The organism is Psychroserpens sp. BH13MA-6 (assembly GCF_052983595.1).
Map to the genome: position 1 here is coordinate 897,015 of NZ_JBRJGE010000001.1, position 20,809 is coordinate 917,823.

Sequence of the window (20,809 nt, forward strand, 5' to 3'; positions counted from 1 at the left end):
AAACCTCTTCATTAAGACCAAATTCAAAGTCATCAATTTTAATACTTTAGGTTTTATGAAGTTACAGCTGTTGCCGATTCTTAAAACCCGAATCTGGCCGTTGCCATCACCATATTGTTTTTATTTAGTCCTAGCCAAGTACTTTGTTGCTCGAAGTCTCCGCCATCAAACTCAAAAGTACGTTGAGACCATGATAAAAATGGAACCTCTACACCAATTGAGATATTGTCAGAAACATTATAATTTGCTCCAATAACTAAATTGGCGCCATAGCCTGTAATCGCTTCTTTGAAGCCTGAAAACTCTTGATTTCCAGATTCATAATAGCCTTTAATACCATATGTTAAGTCCACTTCACCATTTTTTGTGATGCGATCGAAGTAGGTGTAGTTGGCGCCAACTCGAAAAAGGCTGAGGTCACTTTGATCTGCGCTCTGACTCAGGTACTCACCATGAACACCTACGTAACTGGCATGATTGTAATTGTCTTCAGATAACCGATAATTATAGCCAGCGCCAAAACAAAAGGAGGTTTCGCTCTGACCTTCAATTGCGTTTAATCCAAATCCTGCAGAGGCGTCAATAAATTGATTTGGATAATATCGAATTCCTAGCTGATTGTTCTGAACTTGATCCAAGCGATCACTTATAGCCTTTAAATCGAGAAGCCCTTCCTGTGTAAAAGGAATGCTCTGATTACCGTTGAGTTCAGCATCAAAAATTGCTGCACAGCTGGAATTCAATGAAATTAGTAAAACAGAAGTAAGGAGATAGATGGCTTTTCTGAGAATGTTTATGGTTTTCATTTTTTTTGAATTTAAATGTTTAAAATGTTTTGTTAATCCAGACTTAGAGCTAGTGTTAGGAAAAAGATGTTCTGCTTGTTAAATAAGCCAACTGTCGAATTTTCTTTGACTTCTCCGCCGTCAAATTTGGTGGTTTGCTCTCTATAGCTGAGAATATTGCTTTGAAGCATTAAGGACCATCTTTGCGATAATAATATCTGAAAGCCTACTAAAGCACCAATGGTTAAACGCGTAATGTCTGGTTTATATCCATCGTCATATTTATAATTCCCAAAACCATATTGAGCTAATAACCCGTAAATGAAACGCACTTGCTGAAATTGTCTAACGAGTTGTGTAAACATTAGCATTTTTAGGGTCACATTAAAAACTGTGGCTGTGAAGAAATCACCGCTGGAGCCATCATAGCCAAGACCTAAACTGCCATAGGCAGCTGAGCGATTAAGTAAGGCCAATCTCAGATAATATTCTGCTCTTAAACACCAGAGTGTTTCAATATCATTAAACCCGACACCTGCTCCAAACGAAAGCATCGAAAGGACAAATGCGGCTTGTTCTTGAGCATCATTAGCCATGATGCTTTTGGGAGCATCTTCAAAATTGTATTGAATGTTGTCATCAAGGGACACCTCATACGTTCTTATGTCTAAAGTTTCAGACTCCAACTCAAATAAATCAAGTGGATGATCATTGTCAATAAGATGTTGTCCACTTGCTGATGTTATAAAGAAACAACTGACAATGAGGGTCAATAAAACGGTAAAAATTGGTTTGGTTTTCATAATATTTGAATTTGAAAGTTGGTCTGTTTGATATTATGAAACTAGGGAAGAAATGCTTCTTAAAAGCAAGTGTTTAGAATTGACATACGCTACTTGAGAATTTGAAAGGTATCAATTAGAATTATCCCTGTTGACTCAGCCATTGTACTAACGCGGCTGTTTTATTACTGGAGACCGGTAATTGCAATTGATTGGAGAGTTCTAAAACAGAGTCTTTCTTGTGAAAGGTTTTAGCGAAACTAACATTCACCAAAAACGATTGATGAATTCTGAAAAATGCATAAGATTGAAGTTGAGTTTCGTAAAATTTAAGAGGTTTAGACATCACAACTTTACGTCCGTCATTGATAAAGATTTCAGAATAATTATTATCCGATTTTATGTAGACAATATCTTGAATATCAACAATGTGAATAGCTTCAATGTTCTTCAAGACGAGCTTTTTACGATCTTGATTTGGTTTAAAATTATGGAAAAAGGCCTGAATTTGTTTGTTGTAATTTTCTTGATCAATGATAGACATGGCGTTTTGTACAGCCAAAATTAGGGTTTCGTCATCAAACGGTTTTTCCAAAAAATCTAAGGCGCTAAATTTAAAGGCTTCAACTGCGTATTTACTATATGAGGTGATAAAAATAATTTTAAATGCAATTGAATTAAACTCCCGTAACAAGGTGAAAACGGTAGCGTCTTTTAGATTGATATCCGAAATAACAATGTCTGGATGCTGGGTTTCAATGATTATCCTTGCGGCACTGGTGTTATCGACAATATCTAACACCTCTATATTATCAAAATGAGACGCAATAGTATCCCTTACATCCTTGGCAGTATAAGCGTCATCTTCAATAATCAAACAGCGGTGTGTCATTGAATTACAGGTATTTAATGGGAAATGAAAGGACTACTTTGGTACCCTGACTTTCGTTGTTATTGTTCTCTGAAATAATTTCTAAATCAATGGAATAGCGCTCCATTTTTAACAGGTTATTCATCCGTTGTTTGGTGATAGATGTTCCCATAGATTTGTGTAAACTATTAGCTTGATTTTTAGGTGTGGAAATGCCCTTGCCATTATCAATAATCTCAACAACAACGTGCGTATCTTCTAAAAGATAATTGATAGTTATTTGTCCCTCTTTTACGTTGGAAACACCATGGATAATAGCATTCTCTACAAATGGTTGGGTAAACATAGGTGGAATACAAGTACGAGATTTATCAATAGATTCATCGATGTGTATGTTATAATCAAAGGTATGATTAGTTACTAATTGTTGTAGTTCTAGGAATTCTTTAATTGTTTCGTAGTCTTCCTGAATGGAGATAAATTTTTCAACTGAATTTTCAAGGATATGTCGCATCAAGCCACTAAAACTTCTGATATATTTTGTAGATTTTGTGACGTCATTTTTTTTGATAAAATATTGAATACCATTTAAAGCATTGAATAAAAAATGGGGATTAAGCTGCATTTGTAACAGCTTTTGGGTGAGTTCCGAAAATTGAAGATTTTGTTTCGTTCGGTAAGTTTTATAAGCAAAAAACAAGGCTATTAGCAGCAATACCACACCAACACCTGCAGCGATTAAAACCGTTTTTTGATTGCTCAATTGCGCTGCTTTTAAGTCATTGTCGGCAGCCAAAATTTTAATTTCTTGTGCCTGTTTTTCGGTTTCAAATTCTGCCGTTATTTTAGCAATACGTTCATTTTCTTCTTTTAAGTTTAAAGCGTCTTTTAAGGAATTATGAAGCACGGAAACTCTCAAAGCGTTTTTGTAATCTCCTACATGTTCATAAGCCTTATAAAGAAGATTGCTCACATTTAGCTTGAATTGACGCTTACTAGAAACCTCTAAAGCTTTGTTGAGATAGACAATGGCTTCACTGTAGTTTCCTAATTTAAAATGAGCCTCACCAATAAAGGCGTAACTTTTATCCTGATGTGATTTATAGTGTATACGATCTTTGACTGCTATGGATTTGAGGTGATAGGCAATGACATTTTCGTAATCTTTTAGATCTAAGTAACTTTGCGCCATATTGTAATAAATAATGGCAGCTAGTCGCGAATGGTCTTTATCATCAATTCCCGACAACATCTTTTTAGACATGGCCAACTTTTCACTGTCGTGATGCGCAGTTGGCAGCTTATCATTGGCTCCTATATGATGACTGTCAACACCAGACGCCATTGATTTTTCGTAAAAATAGTCGGCTAAATCATTTCGATTGCGTTTGCTGTAGATCACACCAATTTGCAAATAGGAACGTTGCAGACCTTTTTCAGCTTCGGCATTCTTATAGTGAAGTATCGCATTGAAATAGTTCTCTAGTGCTAGATCATATTCCTCTTTGAGGTATTTTACAGAACCAAAATTATAATACGTTTCTCCCTTGAGTGTTTCAGAAAGCGCATCAATGTGTTTGAAGTTGTAGTTAAAAAGCGCTTCAGCTTCCTCGTATTTTTTCTGGGTGATGAGGTAAGTGTTTTTATGAATGATAGCCTTGGCAATTACACTAGTATCGTTCAGTTCCAAACTCTTGTTATAGGCTATGTTGGCATAATAAAGCGCGCTATCTTGATCCGTTTTAAAAAACCCATGTGCTTTTTTTAAGATCGAATCAATTTCAGATATTGACGAGATTTGGGCTGAGCTGAAATAAGATACGAGTAGTAAAGCACAACCAATGAAGTGTCCCCAATTCCTCATATTTAAAAGTACAAAAAAAACCGAAGTGCTGTGCTTCGGTTTATTATTATCTATTGAAAGTTAGTCATTAAGCTTCAGAACAGCCATAAAAGCCTGTTGTGGAATCTCAACATTCCCTACTTGACGCATTCGTTTTTTACCTTTTTTCTGCTTTTCTAACAGTTTTCGTTTACGTGAGATATCACCACCATAACATTTAGCGGTCACATCTTTTCGTAACGCCTTGATGGTTTCACGTGCGATAATTTTAGCGCCAATAGCCGCTTGAATTGGAATATCAAACTGTTGCCTAGGAATCAATTCTTTCAGTTTTTCCGTGATTTTCTTACCAATATGATAGGCATTGTCTGCATGAATCAACGCAGAGAGTGCATCTACTGTTTGTCCGTTTAATAAAATATCAACACGTACTAGTTTTGACGCACGCATTCCGATAGGAGAGTAGTCGAAAGAGGCATAACCCTTAGAGACTGTTTTTAAACGATCATAAAAATCAAAGACGATTTCAGCCAATGGCATGTCAAAATTTAATTCGACACGCTCTGTGGTTAAATAGGTTTGATTGGTAATGACGCCACGTTTTTCAATACACAAGGACATCACATTTCCTACAAAATCGGCTTTTGTAATAATCGTTGCTTTTATATAAGGTTCCTCTACACGATTTAAGGTAGATGGCTCAGGTAAATCGGAAGGGTTATTAACGATGACAATCTCATCAGGATCTTTATTTGTGAAAGCGTGATAAGACACATTGGGAACCGTTGTAATAACGGTCATATCAAACTCGCGCTCCAGACGTTCTTGGATAATTTCCATATGTAGCATTCCTAAGAATCCACAACGGAATCCAAAACCAAGTGCAGCAGAACTTTCAGGTGTAAAAACTAAAGAGGCATCATTCAGTTGTAGCTTTTCCATAGAGGCACGCAACTCTTCATAATCTTCAGTATCAACAGGATAGATTCCAGCAAATACCATGGGTTTCACATCCTCAAAACCCGCAATAGCGTTAGTAGTTGGATTTTTAGCATCCGTGATGGTATCACCTACCTTAACTTCTTTGGCCTCCTTTATTCCGGTAATGACGTAACCTACATCTCCGGCTTTGATTTCTTGTCTAGGAAATTGTTTGAGTTTAAGTGTTCCAACCTCATCGGCTCCATACGTTTTTCCTGTGGCAATAAACTTAATTTCTTGGTTCTTCTTAATAGAACCGTTAATCACTCTAAAGTACGTTTCGACACCTCTAAAAGGATTATAAACCGAATCAAAGATCAGTGCTTGAAGGGGTTCATCCACATTGCCTTTTGGAGCAGGAATACGCTCAATAATGGCTTTTAAAATATTGTCAACACCGAAACCAGTTTTTCCACTGGCATGAATCACCTCTTCTGGATCACAGCCAAGAAGATCAACGATGTCGTCGGTTACTTCTTCTGGATTGGCACTCGGCAAATCCACTTTATTTAATACTGGAATAATTTCCAAGTCATTCTCTAAGGCCAAATACAAATTGGAAATGGTTTGAGCCTGAATACTTTGAGCAGCATCAACAATCAACAAAGCGCCTTCACAAGCCGCAATAGAACGAGATACCTCATAAGAAAAATCGACATGGCCTGGTGTATCAATTAAATTCAGAATATAATCTTGTCCTTCAAAAACATATTCCATCTGAATAGCATGGGATTTAATGGTAATACCACGCTCACGCTCTAAGTCCATATTGTCTAAAAGCTGATCTTGCTTTTCCCTTGCTGTAACAGTACCAGTATAGTCCAACAGTCTATCAGCAAGTGTGCTTTTACCGTGATCAATATGTGCAATAATGCAAAAATTTCTAATGTGCTTCATAACCTCTAAATTCGTCTCAATAAAGATTTGCAAATATAATTGAATTATTATGCATAAAACGCTATTAATGTTTACAAAAACCTTAATAAGTGTGGAAAATCCGTAAATACATTTTAAAAACAAATGTTATATTGCAAGATAAAACCCTAACTAATTTGAAAACCCTACTTTATTTAATTCCTTTTTTGATGTGCTCAGTACTGAGCTATAGTCAAGATTTTTCAGTAGAAGGAACCATTGTAGACAGGAACAACGTACCCATCGAGTTTGCGAATGTGATAATCATGACGGAAGATGGAAGTGAGGCGTTAAAGGGGACTTCAACAGACGACAAAGGTTTCTTTGAAATTAAGAATCTTCGAGCCAATACTTACCTTATTAATGTGCGCTATTTAGGCTATAAGGAATACCGTCAAATTATTGATTTGAATGGGCATTTAGACCTTAAATTTATTGTGCTTGCTGAAGATTCGGAACAATTAGATGAGGTAAGTATCAATGTTAAGAAACCTGTATTGACCAGAGAAGCAGATCGGTTAGTGTTTGACATTGAAAACACCGCATTGGTTGAAGGTAATATGCTTCAAGTACTCAAAAGCACTCCAAGTGTGCTGGTTATGGGTGATGACATTTCAGTGAAAAATTCAACACCAACTATTTATATCAATAATCGAAAAGTACACTTATCCGCAGACGACCTCAACCAATTATTGGAGGGATCTTCCGCTAACAGCATTAAATCTGTGGAGGTGATCACCAACCCCTCAGCAAATTACGATGCTGAAAGTGGTGTGGTCATCAATATTATCATGACCAAAAATTTGATTACAGGATATCGAGGAAGCATTTTTACAAATTATACGCAAGGTGTTTTTCCGAGATACAATCCAGGAACAAGTCATTTTTTTAAGAATAAGGACATTAGCTTTAATGTGAATTATTCTTACGCCAAAGATAAGATCAATAGAGATGGCGATAATACCATTAATTATTTAGATGTTTCAAACAACCTAGACGAGTCTTGGCGTTCTCTCATTAATAGAAATACTTGGTCTGAAACTCATAACCTCAATCTTAATTTCGATTATTTTATTGATGATCATAATACGTTGAGCTTCTCTTCAACCATGCTATACTTGCCCTATTTTAAATATAAAATAGCGAATGCCACAAATATTACGGATGTCAATGGCGATTTTTTATCTCGTTTTACTGCTGATAATTTATCTAGAGATAATAAATACAATTTGGGATTTGATCTCGATTATAGCCACCAATTCAAAAAAGGTGAGCTAGCGTTTAACGCACATGTCACGACTTACAATTACGAAAGGAACCAACGTGTTTTGAGTGAATTTTTTGATGAAAATAATGACTTTACAACCGCCTCGTCCTTTAAAACCTTGGCAAATCAGGATACAGGAATCCTTGCTACGAAGGTAGATTATAGCCTTCCTATCAATGATAATTCTAATTTTCAGACAGGATTAAAATTTTCTTCAATTCAAACGGAAAGCGATATTGCTCAATTTGACATCAATTTAAACACAGGGAATGAGACCTTGGATGCTGCTAATTCTGATGCCTTCAATTATGATGAGTATATTTATGCTGGTTATATGAATTACGATTTAAACACGGACACTTTCAGTTTGAATGCTGGACTTCGTGTAGAGCAAACAAATCTTGAAGGAAAATCTCCACTTACTGGTTTAACTAATAGTCAAGACTATTTAGAATTATTTCCCAACGTCAGTTTTCAATACAATATTAAAGAAGGTTACAGTATATACACGAATTATAAGCGAAGTATTGCTCGACCAGGCTATGCTGAATTAAACCCGTTTCGGTTTTTTATTAATGAAAATTATGTGGTTTCTGGAAATCCTTTTTTAGTGCCAACATTTACAGATCATTATGTTTTGGGAAGTTCATTATTTAATGATCTTCTAACGGTAGAAGCCTATTATAAAAATTATGATGGTGCTATCCATGAAATCCCAAGACAAAATAACGATACCAATATTATTGAGTTTATCTCCGTGAACTTTGATAAAACTGTCGAATTTGGATTTGATTTTTTAACGAGTTTCAATGTCACTGACCGCTGGTCTGTTTATGCCGTGACATCCTTTTATAATATAGAAGAGCAAGCAGATTTTGGACAAGGGGTCGTTACCAATAATCAATGGTCGAACTATTCGGTTTTACAAAATGATTTTAATTTTCTTAAAGACAATAGCCTAAACGCCAATTTAATACTCACTTGGGTAGGTAAAAACCTGCAAGGGTTTCAAGTTGTTGAGAACAGGTTGTTTTCAGAATTTGCCATCTCCAAAAGTCTCTTCAAGAAAAAAGCGACTATTTCATTATCGGTGAGCGATTTGTTTAATCAACATGACTTTGCAGTTCGTACGCAATACCAAAACCAATTTAGTAAACAGTTTGTTGATATTGATGATCGCTATATAAGATTAGGTTTCCGTTATAAATTCGGAAACACAAAACTTCAAACAAATGCACGCAGCATAGATTTAGAAGAGCGTGATCGTATTAAATAAGCACAAACGTGTTGGTCTAATCTTGCCATTCAGCAATAAACAGGTTGGTATCTCTACCACCACCATTATTACGGTTAGATGAAAACGCTAAATACTTCCCATCGTTAGAAAATACAGGAAAGGCATCAAAAGTTTCGCCGTGTGTGACGCGCTCGATGTTTTTACCATCGAGATCTATCAAATAAAGATTAAAAGGAAAACCACGATCCGCCTCAAAATTAGATGAAAACAAGATTTTTTCTCCAGAAGGGTGAAAAAACGGACTCCAATTGGCGTTACCCAATTCGGTAAGCGGACGTAAATCACTACCGTCGGCATTGCAGATATAAAGTTCCATTTCAGTAGGTTCAACTAATCCTTCGGCTAACAAATCTTTGTAGGCTTTGATTTCTTCTTCGGTTTTTGGGCGTGATGATCTAAAGACCAACTTAGTTCCATCGGGAGAGAAGAAGGCACCACCATCATAACCCAGTTCGTTGGTAATTTGCTTGACATCTGTGCCGTCGATGTTCATGGTGTATAATTCTAAATCACCACTTCTTGTAGAAGTGAATACTATTTTATCACCTTTTGGTGAAACGGTGGGTTCTGCATCATAGCCAGGTTCGCTTGTTAATTGCTTGACAATATTACCTTCTAAATCGGCAACAAAAATGTCATAGCTATCGTAAATTGGCCAAATGTATTTACCGTTTTTACGCAATGGTGTTTCGGGACACGCGTCTTGTTCTAAATGCGTCGACGCATAAATGATATGCTGATTATCGGGTAGAAAGTAAGCACAGGTAGTACGACCTTTTCCTGTGCTGATCATGGGTGGAGCAATGCTATCCGTAAACGTATCAGTTGCATTCATTAAAAACATTTGGTCACAACCAACGTTCCACTTTTTATTATTAGACTGAAACACCAGTTGCTTATCGTCAAAACTCCAATAGGCTTCAGCATTATCACCTCCAAAAGTCACTTGACGAATAGACTTAAAATGTGTTTCTTCTGGATAGATCAAAGAGTCAACTTCTACCTCAACGACTGAGGTCTCTATCTTTTTTTCGGTAACTACTTGTTTTTGATCTTTACAACTTAGAATGGTTAATGTTATGATGGAAAGTAATAGGTGTTTCATGGTATTATTGACTAAATTTGTACAAAATTAAGATTAATAGACATGAAAAACTTAATATTTCTACTTTTTTTGACGGTTTTGATGGGTTGTAAATCAGAGCCTAAAAGCCAAGTAAAATCTGTTACCATTAAGGAGGACGTAACTTTTTTAGCTGATGACAAACTTGAAGGACGTCAGACAGGTAGTGATGGTGAGAAAAAGGCTGCTGATTACATCGCTAAACGATTTGAAGAATTAGGCATAGGCGCTAAAGGCACCAATGGTTATTTTCAAACCTTCTCCTTTAAGCCGAAAACAGATCCACATCAAGAAGTGAATTATACAGTTAAGGATGGCGATAGCACAATCACAGGAACTAATGTGGTCGCTTTTTTGGATAACAAGGCTGAAAACACCATTATTATTGGGGCGCATTTTGACCACTTAGGTTATGGCGCTGAAGGGTCTTTATTTAGAGGAGAAAACAATGAAATCCACAATGGCGCTGATGATAATGCCAGCGGTGTTGCCGTCATGTTGAATCTTGCTGAAAAGCTAAAATCTGCGAACACAGGCAATAATTATTTGTTTATGGCTTTTTCTGGTGAAGAAATGGGATTGTTGGGCTCCAACTATTTTACTAAAAACCCAACCATAGATTTATCAAAAGCCAATTACATGATCAATATGGATATGGTAGGGCGCTTAAAACAGGATAGCACACTTGCCGTTTATGGTGTTGGAACCTCTCCTATTTTAAAACAGGTTGTAAATGCCAACAATTCAAAATTCAAAATTATTGAAAACGAATCGGGTGTTGGTCCAAGTGATCACACGTCTTTTTATAACAGTGAGATGCCTGTATTACATTTTTTTACTGGTCAGCATGAGGATTACCATAAGCCTAGTGATGATACTGAAAAATTAAATTTTGAGGGTATGAATACTATTTCTGCCTATATTTTTGATATCATTTCAGATTTAGACGATAATGGAAAACTGCCTTTTAGAAAAACGAAAAATGAGAGTGAAGATGTTCCTAGGTTTAAAGTTGGTTTAGGGGTTATTCCAGATTACTTGTTTGATGGCAAAGGAATGCGTATTGATGGTGTTAGTGAAGATAAACCAGCACAGAAGGCAGGCTTACAAAAAGGGGATATTGTGATTAAATTAGGTGATAGCCTAGTTACTGATATGATGAGTTATATGCGCGCATTGTCGGTATTTGACTCTGGCGATAAAACGAAAGTCACTGTTAAACGTGGTGATTCAGAAGTGGAGGCCGACTTGGAGTTTTAGACACGATGCTTATTACTAAGAATGATATCATCACAAAAATCCATTTGATAATTTCATTGGTCATTGTCATACCTGTGGCGTTTCTATATGGGTTCTTTCCAGATTTGCAATTTGAATTATTCCCTAAGACCATGGACGAGTATAACTTTCACAAAGCCATTATGGGATTGTATTTGGGCTTTTCAATGATTTGGGCTTTAGGGATTGTAAAACCTCATTATCTCAAAACAGCCATCATCACGAATATGGTTTTTATGCTTGGTCTTGGGTTGGGCAGACTGTTAAGCTTATTATTAGATGGGCTACCTTCCTCTGGATATCTCTTCGGAACGGTTGCCGAATTGTTCTTGGGCATTTATGGTTTGTGGGTTTTAAACAGTCGACACTTGAATAGAATTTAAAAAGCTGTAATTTTGCAAAAAATAAATTGAGTTTGGTAAAAATTGGCGATATAGAGCTTCCTGATTTCCCATTGCTTTTGGCACCGATGGAAGATGTTAGTGACCCACCGTTTCGAGCCCTATGCAAGGAGCAAGGTGCTGATGTTGTTTACACGGAATTTGTCTCAAGTGAAGGTCTAATTCGTAATGCAGCTAAAAGTGTTATGAAGTTAGATATTTATGAAAAAGAGCGTCCTGTTGGCATCCAGATTTTTGGTGCCAATATGGAGAGTATGCTTCAAACCATTGATATCGTTGAAAAATCTAATCCTGATATTATTGACATCAATTTTGGTTGTCCTGTAAAAAAGGTGGTTAGTAAAGGCGCAGGTGCAGGAATTCTCAAGGACGTTTGTTTGATGGAAAGCCTTACTGCGGAAATGGTCAAGCGCACCAACTTGCCAGTGACTGTAAAAACGAGACTTGGTTGGGATCACGATTCTATCAAAATTGTGGAGGTTGCGGAACGTCTTCAGGATGTTGGTTGTCAAGCCATTTCAATTCACGGTAGAACACGTGCCCAAATGTATAAAGGTGAAGCCGACTGGAAACCCATCGCTGCTGTAAAGAATAATCCAAGAATGCATATTCCTGTATTTGGAAATGGCGATGTAGACTCACCTGAAAAGGCCATGCTGATGCGCGATAGCTTTGGCTTAGACGGCTGTATGATAGGAAGAGCTACCATCGGAAACCCATGGTTTTTTAAACAAGTCAAGCATTTTTTTGAAACAGGAGAACACCTAGCGCCAATTACCATGTCTGAACGCGTAGATGCGGCTAGAAGACACCTTCAGATGTCTATTGATTGGAAAGGTGAAAAGCTAGGAGTATTTGAAACACGTCGCCATTATACCAATTACTTCAAAGGGATTCCTAACTTCAAGGAGTATCGCATGAAAATGGTGACTAGTGATGATTCCAAAGATGTATTTGCTGCCTTTGATGAGGTATTGGAAAAATTCAAAGATTACCAATTTGCTTAAGACTTAACCAATGCTTTTGTAATGCGCTGTGAGGCTAGTTTTGATGCTAGAATTCCCAGAACGAAAATCGTAACAATGACAATCATAAAATTGATAGGTTTTAACGCGACTGGATACGGTAACGATCGCGTAAGCATGATGAATTCAAATTGTTTCTGAAGAAAAACAAGCACAAAACCTAATAGCAACCCTATCGTTCCAGATAAAACAGTCATTAAACTCCCCTGAAGAAAGAAAATTCGTCGAATTTCTTTAGTAGTGGCACCTAGATTAAATAAGGTATTCAATGACTCCTTTTTGTCTAGAATCATCATGATTAAAGCGCCTACCACATTAAAAAGCGCGATGATAATTACTAATGTGAAAATAAGATATACTGCTACATTTTCGGTGTTTAGCATCTTGTAAAGCGCATCATTGAGTTGGGTTCTGTCTTTTATGATGACCGTATCTCCAAAGATGGCTTTTAAGTTGGTTTTCACTTGAGCTTCATCAGCATTCACTTTTAATTTTAACTCTATGGAAGATATTTGATCATTGTTGTAGTTCAGTAAGTAACGTGCGGTTTCGATGTCAGCGAAAAGATATTCGTTATTAATATCTTCATTCACATCTAAGAGTCCAATATTATAGGCATTGATGGAATTGAAAGCCCCTTTTACAGAGGTTATTTGCCCCTTTCCAGGCTTAGGTACATAAATTTTTTGATGTCGCGTAAGGTCTAGAACACCAAAGGATAATTTGTTGGCAATACCACCACCAGTAACGATTTGATCGGTGCCGTGTTCGAGCCAATTTCCGTAGTAAACCATAGAATCAATGGCCGTGACTTTTGTGAAATTTTCATCTACCCCTTTCATCGTCACGATTTGACGCTTGTTGTCAAACTCTAGAATCACACGTTCCTCAATTGTTTTAGAATAGGAAGCAATATCCGAAATGTTGTTGATGGCTAAAGATTCTTCTTCAGACAGGGTAAATGATTTACCCTTTAAAGGTGCTATTTTTAAATCGGGATCTACAAATGAAGAAAATTCAAGACTAAAATTTTTAAGACCAGCAAAACCTGAAAGGACAATAAACAAAGCAGCAGAGGCAATAACAGTGCCCGAAGCCGCAATAAGCGTCATGATGTTTATGGAGTTATTACTACTCTTGGAAAACAGATAGCGTTTGGCTATGTAGAGGGCAACGTTCACCTATTTCTTTTTGCGTTTATCTAATAGCGTTTCGTTTTTAATAGGATTGTCTTCGCCTTTAAGTGATTTTTCTATGCCTTCAATATATTCTAGGGAGTCATCAATAAAAAATTCCAAATTTGGCATACGACGAAGTTGGTTTTTGGTGCGCTGTGCTAATTCGTGACGAATTAAAGGCGTATTAGATCGAATCCCTTTGAGTAGCTCTTTTCCATCCTTGTTGGGAAAAATGCTCAGGTATACTTTAGCAATTGATAAATCGGTGGTTACATTCACCTTGCTTACCGAGATAATAACACCTCTCAGGCCACCATCGGTTGCGGCCTTTTGTAATACTTCTGCTAAATCCTGCTGGAGGATACCTCCTATTTTTTTTTGTCTTTGTGTTTCTTCCATAATCAAAAATTTAAGCCGTTTTCATCATCAGTATTCATTTCAATATAACGACTTTATACTTATTATTTAATATCATCTGCAAAAGTAGCTGATATTAGATGAATATTTTATTTTTGATAACAAAATCCATACCTTATCCTATGATTTCCGACAATTCTTCGGAAAATGAATCGAAATAACATGAAGAAAATAGAGCATATTGGAATAGCCGTTAAAGATCTGGAAGCGTCAAATGAACTATTTGCTGCACTTTTTGGTAAACCACATTATAAAATAGAAGCCGTTGAAAGTGAAGGTGTCATGACCTCTTTTTTTAAATCGGGTCCAAATAAGATTGAACTTTTGCAGGCAACTTCGGAGGAGAGTCCGATAGCCAAGTTTATTGAAAAAAAGGGCGAAGGCATTCACCATATAGCCTTTGCGGTAAGCGATATTAAAGCTGAAATCAAACGATTAACAGACGAAGGATTTACAATGATTCATGAGACACCCAAAAAAGGGGCAGATAATAAGTTGATTGCATTTTTACATCCCAAAGCGACAAATGGCGTTCTCATTGAGTTATGTCAAGATATCGACGGATAATATTGCTGTAAATTTCTTGTAGAGTATTAAAATATGTAGTAATATTGCAGCCTTATTGGTCCCATAGCTCAGTTGGTTAGAGCACCTGACTCATAATCAGGTGGTCCTTGGTTCGAGCCCAAGTGGGACCACTTTTAATAAGACTAAAGCTTCACAGCAATGTGAGGCTTTTTTTATGGTTAGAACGAATTCTAATCCATTCCCTACGAATACTAAAAGCGTCCAAATTTCACTGGAGTCTCCAGCTATCTTTGAAGTATCAAATAAGTATAAACCCATTAAAACAGAATACTATGAAAACTTTAAAGAACACCCAAACACTTGAAAAAAATCAAAACACCATGGCGAGAATCTTCCAAAGCATATTGGTAGTAGCCGTATTCTTAATCGCTTCAGATATCTACGGACAATCAAAAGAAGTTGAATTTGATGTGTACACGAACTCTGCTACTAAAGCCACACAATATTTAATGGCAGATGATGTGGCATTACGTGATTGTGCCTCTGTGCACTGTGAAAAATTAACGACCATTACTATTGGAACTCGTGTAAGATTATTGGCAAAAAGCGAAAATCCTCAAACCATTAATGGCGTGACTAGCAGATTCTATAAAATAAAAATGGGTCCGCAAGTGGGTTGGATCTGGGGAGGACTCATCTCTCAAAAAACCATGGTCAGTCAGATCAATCCTGAGATAAAATTTGTATTTGGAGAGGCTGGTAAAGATTATAAAGGATACAAACGTTTCCAACTTCGAGCTGTAAGAAATGGCGTAGAACTTGACAAGATATTTGTAAAGTCGGAAGATTTATCACATGATTTAGTCAATCTCATTGATAGAGAAGCCAATACCTACGGCGTTGATGTGATTAGTCTTTGCAGTACCAAAGGTGAACCTTGTAATGATGAAAAAACCACTTCGTTTATCGTTTTTAAGAATAATAAACTCATGCAAACCTCTACACTGGTTGCTTTGGAAAAAGTAAAGTCAGATAAAGAAAGCTATGCGTTTACCTGCGAATTGGATAATTAATAATGAGTTGATGTTGTAATTCATGTTTTGAGCGCTGTACCTTCTTATGGAGTGCAGCGCTTTTTGACATTCATAAAAATTGTAGATACTTCAACCTTATAAAATGCGTTCAAAATTGTAAGTTGCAATACCATAAATAAATTGTGTTGAAAAATAAAACCACATATCTTCTTCTTTCTTTTTTCTTCGGAATATTGTGCTTAGCGTTCACCCAAAACAAACAATTACGCGCCTATACCCTCGAAGATGGTTTGCCGCAATCACAGGTTTATGCAATTGTCCAGGACGAGAAAGGATACCTGTGGGTTGGAACTCAAGGTGGTGGTTTAGCGCGTTTTGACGGTACCGAGTTTAAGGTGTTTAATGAAACTCATGGTTTAGCATCTAATTATATTTCGTCTCTGGTCATTAATAACAATACTTTATATATAGGTTCACAATTAGGGGTTTCGGTAAAATTGAAAAACAACCGGTTTGAGCATATCGATTTGCCAGAAGTGAACAAACTATGTGTGGTACAAGGAAATTTATATGCCCTAACAGTAAATGGGATATTCTTAGTCAACAAGGCTTTTTCCGCAGAAAAAATTAAACTGAACTCAGAACTCGATGACATATCTATCAAGGATTTTATGTTTTACGACCAACAGTATTGGATAGCGAGCCAAGATGGTTTATGGCGTTTCAAAAGTCTAAAAGATAAAGCGAATACGCTTGAAAAGCTTGAACGGAATGATTTTACAGCATTATTAGGAGTGAACCAAAAAATCTTTGCATCGACGTTTGACGATGGAACTATCATTTTTGATTCTTCTAGTTTTGATGATCAATTGCTATTACGTGAGCCCTTACGAATTAATAGTACGACCCTTTTAAATAGTGATGAGTTGTGGCTTGCTACAGATAGTCAGGGTATTTCGGTTTTGAATACAGAGTCATATAACGACATGTTCTTTTTAAATAGTGCTAACGGACTTTCAGTACCAAACGTTAGACAAATATTTCAGGATCGGCAATCTAATATATGGATAGGAACTTCAGGTGGTGGATTGTACAAGTATTTTCAGAATAATTTTAAGCATTTTGATACAGAAACAGGACTCAATGGCAATCGCGTGTATGCGGTTCATCATGATAACAATGCTATTTGGATTTCCAATTCTGAAAGCGGACTGATGCGGATTGATAATTTTGGCGTTCATGATATAGACATACCTCAAACGTTTTCCGAGGTAAAAATAAAAACCATCACCTCTGATCAAAAAGGAAACTTATGGGCTGGTTCTGATGGTCGCGGATTATTATTCCACGGAAGCTATATTAAAGACTCTCTTGTGGTTGATACACTAAAAAACAGGAAGTCGAAATTGCCCAAGGAAGTGTTTGTCTCAAAAGTATTAAATACTGAAAATGGCTTTCCTTATGATTGGATTAGAAAAATTCATGTAGATAAAGATGCTATTTATGCGGCCACCTACTCAAGTGGTATTGTAAAATTTAACTATAACCCAAAAACGGATAGCTTGACGATTAAAAAGATCTATGCCAAAGTAGACGGAATTCAAGATTTATTCATAAAAGATATGGTGAAAGATCCAACAGGAAGACTCTGGTATTCGACACAGAATGGACATTTAGGATATTTAAAAAACAACGACATTACGCATTTAGGGAATGTGTTGAATCAAAGCACTCCAATTAATACCATACTGTTCGATAAAAACTCGGTGTTCCTTGGTACCGCTGGAAAAGGTATTTGGTGGTCTAGAGATGATGAATTTTCCAACTTTAAAAAACTGACAGGTATTAAAAAAACAACTTCTGAAAATATCTATCAGCTCATTTTTGATAACCAAGGCTATTTATGGGTTGGTACAGAACGTGGTGTTGATAAGTTAGAACTCGATAAGGACAACATCATTAAGGACGCTTTTTTCTTCGGAAGAAATGACGGTTTTTTAGGAATGGAAACCTGTTTAAATGCCGTTGATAAAGACAATAAAGGTCATTTATGGTTTGGCGCGTTGTATGGTCTTACTGAATATCGACCAATGGAGAGCACACAAGACACGAAAAAACCAGAACTGTATTTAGAGGATGTAAAAGTAGCCTATAAGAGTTTAGACTCCCTGAACTTAGGGACCTGGACTAATAATGACAAAGTTTTAAAATTACCTCCTGAACAAACACAAATTAGCTTTTCCTATAAGACGATAGATTTAGATCATCCCAATGGCGTAGAATATCGTTACAAATTAAATAACAATGAATGGAGTCCATGGACGACTAACGAAACACAAGATTTTGCAGAGCTTAATTTTGGTGCTTATAACTTTATGGTACAATCCAGAAACTATAGGTGGAAGCAAAGTGATGCTATAAGCTTCTCATTTTACATTGAACCACCTATGTATAAAAAACCATGGTTTCAATGGGTGATCATTGCCATGGTTAGTCTTTTTATTGCTTTCTTGGTATTTCAATACGTTAAAAGGCTTAAAAGGAAAAACGCCAAGGAAAAAGAGCGGTTAAAATTAGAAAACCATTTATTATCATTAGAACAAAAAGCTTTGCGACTGCAAATGAATCCTCATTTTATTTTTAATGTCCTTAATGGAATTAAAGCGATGGCTTTGTCAAAACCCGACAAAATGAATAAAACAGTTAATAGTTTTGCAACCTTACTTCGGGAAACACTCGTGAATTCTAGAAAAGACCTTATAAGTCTAGATCAAGAGATTAGCACTTTAAAGCATTACATTGAAGTTGAGCAACTCATGTCAGAACGTTCATTTTCTTATGACATCGTATTAGATTCTCAAATTGATCCAGAGGAACTTTTGGTACCACCTATGCTCATACAACCGTTTGTTGAGAACGCGATAAGACATGGCATTTTAAATAGTCCTCGAGATGGTGAACTGACCTTGCATTTTAAAGAAGCATCTAACTTTTTGCACGTAACCATTATTGATAATGGTGTAGGAATCTTTAAATCACAAGAGCAAAAACAAAAAACAGATCATCAGTCAATGGCACTTACGGTTACCAAAGAACGACTTGAATCTATTTCAGGAAAAGGCGCTTTAAAAATTTCAGAAATAAAGAATGAGGATGGCACTATAGGTGGTACAAGGATATCATTTCAATTGCCATTAGAAACCGATTATTAAATATGTTGACAGCAATTATAATAGAAGACATGAAGGATGCCTTGGCACTTTTAAAAAGTGATATCAAGCAGCAGCATCCAGATATTAACGTCATTGATACGGCACAAAGTGTGGTAGAGGCGGCAAAACTCTTGAGAAAGACTCAGCCAGACATTCTTTTTTTGGATATCATGTTAGGTGATGGTACTGGTTTTGATATTCTCGAGATTTTTCCAAACCTAAAGTCCAAGATTATATTTGTCACTGCTAGTGATGAATTTGCGATTAAAGCTTTCAAATTTGCAGCTATTGATTATGTACTCAAGCCCTATTCAAATGAAGAATTATCAACGGCGATTGAAAGGGCTAAGCAACATATTCAACCATCTAAGGAACGCTTGGAAATTCTCAAGGAGACTTTGTCAGCACCTGAAAAAAAACCAGATAAAATTTCTTTACATACGCTTGATAAAATTATCATTGTCAGTTTAGATGATATTGTGCGTTGTGAATCCGATAGCAACAACACGATGTTTTATTTGGAGAACGGTCAAAAGATTTTTGTGACTAAAACACTAAAGTATTTTGCAGACCTTTTAAAACCTTGTGGATTTATTAGAGTGCATCAAAGTCATTTGGTTAATATGCAATGCATCAGCGCCTTTATAAAAACGGATGGCGGTTACTTAATGCTTAAAAATGGAGAAAACGTTCCAGTCTCTGTTCGAAAAAAGACGGAGGTTATTGAGGTCCTAGACCAAATGCATCGCTAAATAAAAGTGCAATGTCATTTATTATTTTTTAAAACCGCATTGAAAAAAGTTACGTATGTATAGCTGTAAAACGCAACATAACAATTATTTAAAACTAAAAATTTTGACTTTTTCTTTAGAATATCATAAAAAAGCATATATTTGGTTTTAGTATTTATTTAACGCAAAAACCCCTACAATCGGTATTTGGTCGATTTTTTTTGCGTTTTATGGATGTTTTTTTGCTATAAAATTTTGTTGAGACCTTTTTTTTTATACATTTACGCCTAATGAGAATACAAAACAAGAAAATGCTAGCCTCTATCTTATTTGTGTTAATAAGTTTTGTATGTGCTGCTCAAGGTGGAGATCCACCTCCTCCAATGCCACCACCACCACCTGGATTACCAATTGATGGTTTTACGACTATTGCTCTAATTTTAGGTAGTATCTTAGGAATCAAAAAAGCATTGAAGAACACCTCTGAAGAATAGATCACTACAGTCTAGCTTCATATAACCTTTTGATATATTTCCCTAAGACATCAAACTCTAAATTAACTTTTGAGTTGTTTTTAAGTTGTTTGAAATTTGTGTGCTCATAAGTATAGGGTATAATTGCAACGCTAAACGTGTTATTACCAGAATTGACAACGGTTAGACTTACGCCATTCACGGTTATCGAACCTTTTTCTATAGTTACATTACCTAAACTTTGGTCGTAGCTAAATGTAAACAACCAACTCCCATTGGCTTCTTTAATGTTTTCGCACGTCCCTATTTGATCCACATGTCCTTGAACAATGTGACCGTCTAAGCGATCACCGAGTTTCATGGCACGTTCTAAATTTATGATATCACCAATTTTTAAGTCACTAATATTGGTTTTTCGTATTGTTTCCTGGATAGCAGTAACGGTGTAATTTTCACCATCTATGGCTACCACAGTCAAACAAACGCCATTATGCGCAACACTTTGATCAATTTTTAATGCTGGAGTCATGTCGCTTTGAACAGTGATATGTAAATTGTCTTGATCTTTGACTAGGTTGGTGACAACGCCAAAATCTTCAATAATTCCTGTAAACATAGTGTCGAATAATTGGTTAAATTTGCAAATATAAAATTACGGACAATAGATA

General features: G+C 36.3%; 18 protein-coding genes and 1 tRNA gene. 10 read left to right on the plus strand and 9 right to left on the minus strand.

From position 1 onward, the window contains the following. Positions 1-80: 80 nt before the first annotated feature. The 5 genes from ACU8DI_RS03960 to lepA all read right to left on the minus strand — a co-directional run bounded on the left by ACU8DI_RS03960 (position 81) and on the right by lepA (position 6,159). The gene (locus ACU8DI_RS03960; protein WP_447111439.1) at positions 81-806 is read right to left on the minus strand and encodes a hypothetical protein; all 726 of its coding nucleotides are present in this window, start codon (positions 804-806) and stop codon (positions 81-83) included. 32 nt (positions 807-838) lie between these two features. Beyond that, positions 839-1,588, minus strand: a complete 750-nt coding sequence (locus ACU8DI_RS03965; protein WP_447111440.1) for a hypothetical protein — start codon at positions 1,586-1,588, stop codon at positions 839-841. Positions 1,589-1,709: 121 nt separating this feature from the next. Continuing rightward, complete coding sequence (locus ACU8DI_RS03970; RefSeq protein WP_447111441.1) at positions 1,710-2,459, minus strand: LytR/AlgR family response regulator transcription factor; 750 nt, start codon at positions 2,457-2,459, stop codon at positions 1,710-1,712. A 4-nt stretch (positions 2,460-2,463) separates the two neighbouring features. After that, positions 2,464-4,302, minus strand: a complete 1,839-nt coding sequence (locus tag ACU8DI_RS03975) for a tetratricopeptide repeat-containing sensor histidine kinase (protein WP_447111442.1) — start codon at positions 4,300-4,302, stop codon at positions 2,464-2,466. A gap of 60 nt (positions 4,303-4,362) precedes the next feature. Continuing rightward, positions 4,363-6,159, minus strand: a complete 1,797-nt coding sequence (gene lepA / locus ACU8DI_RS03980; protein WP_447111443.1) for a translation elongation factor 4 — start codon at positions 6,157-6,159, stop codon at positions 4,363-4,365. Between the two features lie 155 nt (positions 6,160-6,314). On the opposite strand from lepA, the gene ACU8DI_RS03985 reads away from it, so the two are divergent. After that, positions 6,315-8,720, plus strand: coding sequence for a TonB-dependent receptor domain-containing protein (locus tag ACU8DI_RS03985; RefSeq protein WP_447111444.1), 2,406 nt, complete (start codon positions 6,315-6,317; stop codon positions 8,718-8,720). Between the two features lie 16 nt (positions 8,721-8,736). Here the strand turns inward: ACU8DI_RS03985 and ACU8DI_RS03990 are convergent, their stop codons facing one another. Beyond that, complete coding sequence (locus ACU8DI_RS03990) at positions 8,737-9,846, minus strand: TolB family protein (RefSeq protein ID WP_447111445.1); 1,110 nt, start codon at positions 9,844-9,846, stop codon at positions 8,737-8,739. A gap of 42 nt (positions 9,847-9,888) precedes the next feature. Between ACU8DI_RS03990 and ACU8DI_RS03995 the strand changes: the two genes are divergently transcribed. Genes ACU8DI_RS03995 through dusB form a run of 3 tightly spaced genes read left to right on the plus strand, consistent with a single transcriptional unit; the run spans position 9,889 to position 12,550 of the window. After that, complete coding sequence (locus ACU8DI_RS03995) at positions 9,889-11,124, plus strand: M28 family peptidase (protein WP_447111446.1); 1,236 nt, start codon at positions 9,889-9,891, stop codon at positions 11,122-11,124. 5 nt (positions 11,125-11,129) lie between these two features. Next, a complete protein-coding gene (locus tag ACU8DI_RS04000) occupies positions 11,130-11,525 on the plus strand; it encodes a DUF4345 domain-containing protein (protein ID WP_447111447.1) in 396 nt (131 codons plus the stop codon). Between the two features lie 32 nt (positions 11,526-11,557). Continuing rightward, positions 11,558-12,550, plus strand: a complete 993-nt coding sequence (gene dusB, locus ACU8DI_RS04005) for a tRNA dihydrouridine synthase DusB (protein WP_447111567.1) — start codon at positions 11,558-11,560, stop codon at positions 12,548-12,550. Here dusB and ACU8DI_RS04010 read toward each other — a convergent pair. Continuing rightward, positions 12,547-13,749 carry an ABC transporter permease gene (locus ACU8DI_RS04010; RefSeq protein WP_447111448.1) on the minus strand — a complete coding sequence of 401 codons (1,203 nt, stop codon included), beginning with the start codon at positions 13,747-13,749 and terminating at the stop codon, positions 12,547-12,549. The genes dusB and ACU8DI_RS04010 overlap by 4 nt on opposite strands. Further along, a complete protein-coding gene (gene rbfA / locus ACU8DI_RS04015; protein WP_447111449.1) occupies positions 13,750-14,145 on the minus strand; it encodes a 30S ribosome-binding factor RbfA in 396 nt (131 codons plus the stop codon). It abuts the gene before it with no gap. Positions 14,146-14,325: 180 nt separating this feature from the next. On the opposite strand from rbfA, the gene mce reads away from it, so the two are divergent. The 6 genes from mce to ACU8DI_RS04045 all read left to right on the plus strand — a co-directional run bounded on the left by mce (position 14,326) and on the right by ACU8DI_RS04045 (position 20,162). Next, the gene (gene mce / locus ACU8DI_RS04020; protein WP_447111450.1) at positions 14,326-14,730 is read left to right on the plus strand and encodes a methylmalonyl-CoA epimerase; all 405 of its coding nucleotides are present in this window, start codon (positions 14,326-14,328) and stop codon (positions 14,728-14,730) included. Between the two features lie 57 nt (positions 14,731-14,787). Then, positions 14,788-14,861, plus strand: a tRNA-Ile gene (locus tag ACU8DI_RS04025). 162 nt (positions 14,862-15,023) lie between these two features. After that, a complete protein-coding gene (locus ACU8DI_RS04030; protein WP_447111451.1) occupies positions 15,024-15,764 on the plus strand; it encodes a hypothetical protein in 741 nt (246 codons plus the stop codon). Positions 15,765-15,910: 146 nt separating this feature from the next. After that, positions 15,911-18,937 carry a ligand-binding sensor domain-containing protein gene (locus ACU8DI_RS04035; protein ID WP_447111452.1) on the plus strand — a complete coding sequence of 1,009 codons (3,027 nt, stop codon included), beginning with the start codon at positions 15,911-15,913 and terminating at the stop codon, positions 18,935-18,937. Positions 18,938-18,939: 2 nt separating this feature from the next. Beyond that, a complete protein-coding gene (locus ACU8DI_RS04040) occupies positions 18,940-19,689 on the plus strand; it encodes a LytR/AlgR family response regulator transcription factor (protein ID WP_447111453.1) in 750 nt (249 codons plus the stop codon). A gap of 269 nt (positions 19,690-19,958) precedes the next feature. Then, entirely contained in the window at positions 19,959-20,162 is a 204-nt protein-coding gene (locus tag ACU8DI_RS04045) for a PID-CTERM protein-sorting domain-containing protein (protein WP_447111454.1), read from the plus strand. Positions 20,163-20,166: 4 nt separating this feature from the next. Here the strand turns inward: ACU8DI_RS04045 and ACU8DI_RS04050 are convergent, their stop codons facing one another. After that, the gene (locus tag ACU8DI_RS04050; protein ID WP_447111455.1) at positions 20,167-20,757 is read right to left on the minus strand and encodes a riboflavin synthase; all 591 of its coding nucleotides are present in this window, start codon (positions 20,755-20,757) and stop codon (positions 20,167-20,169) included. Between the last annotated feature and the right edge of the window lie 52 nt (positions 20,758-20,809).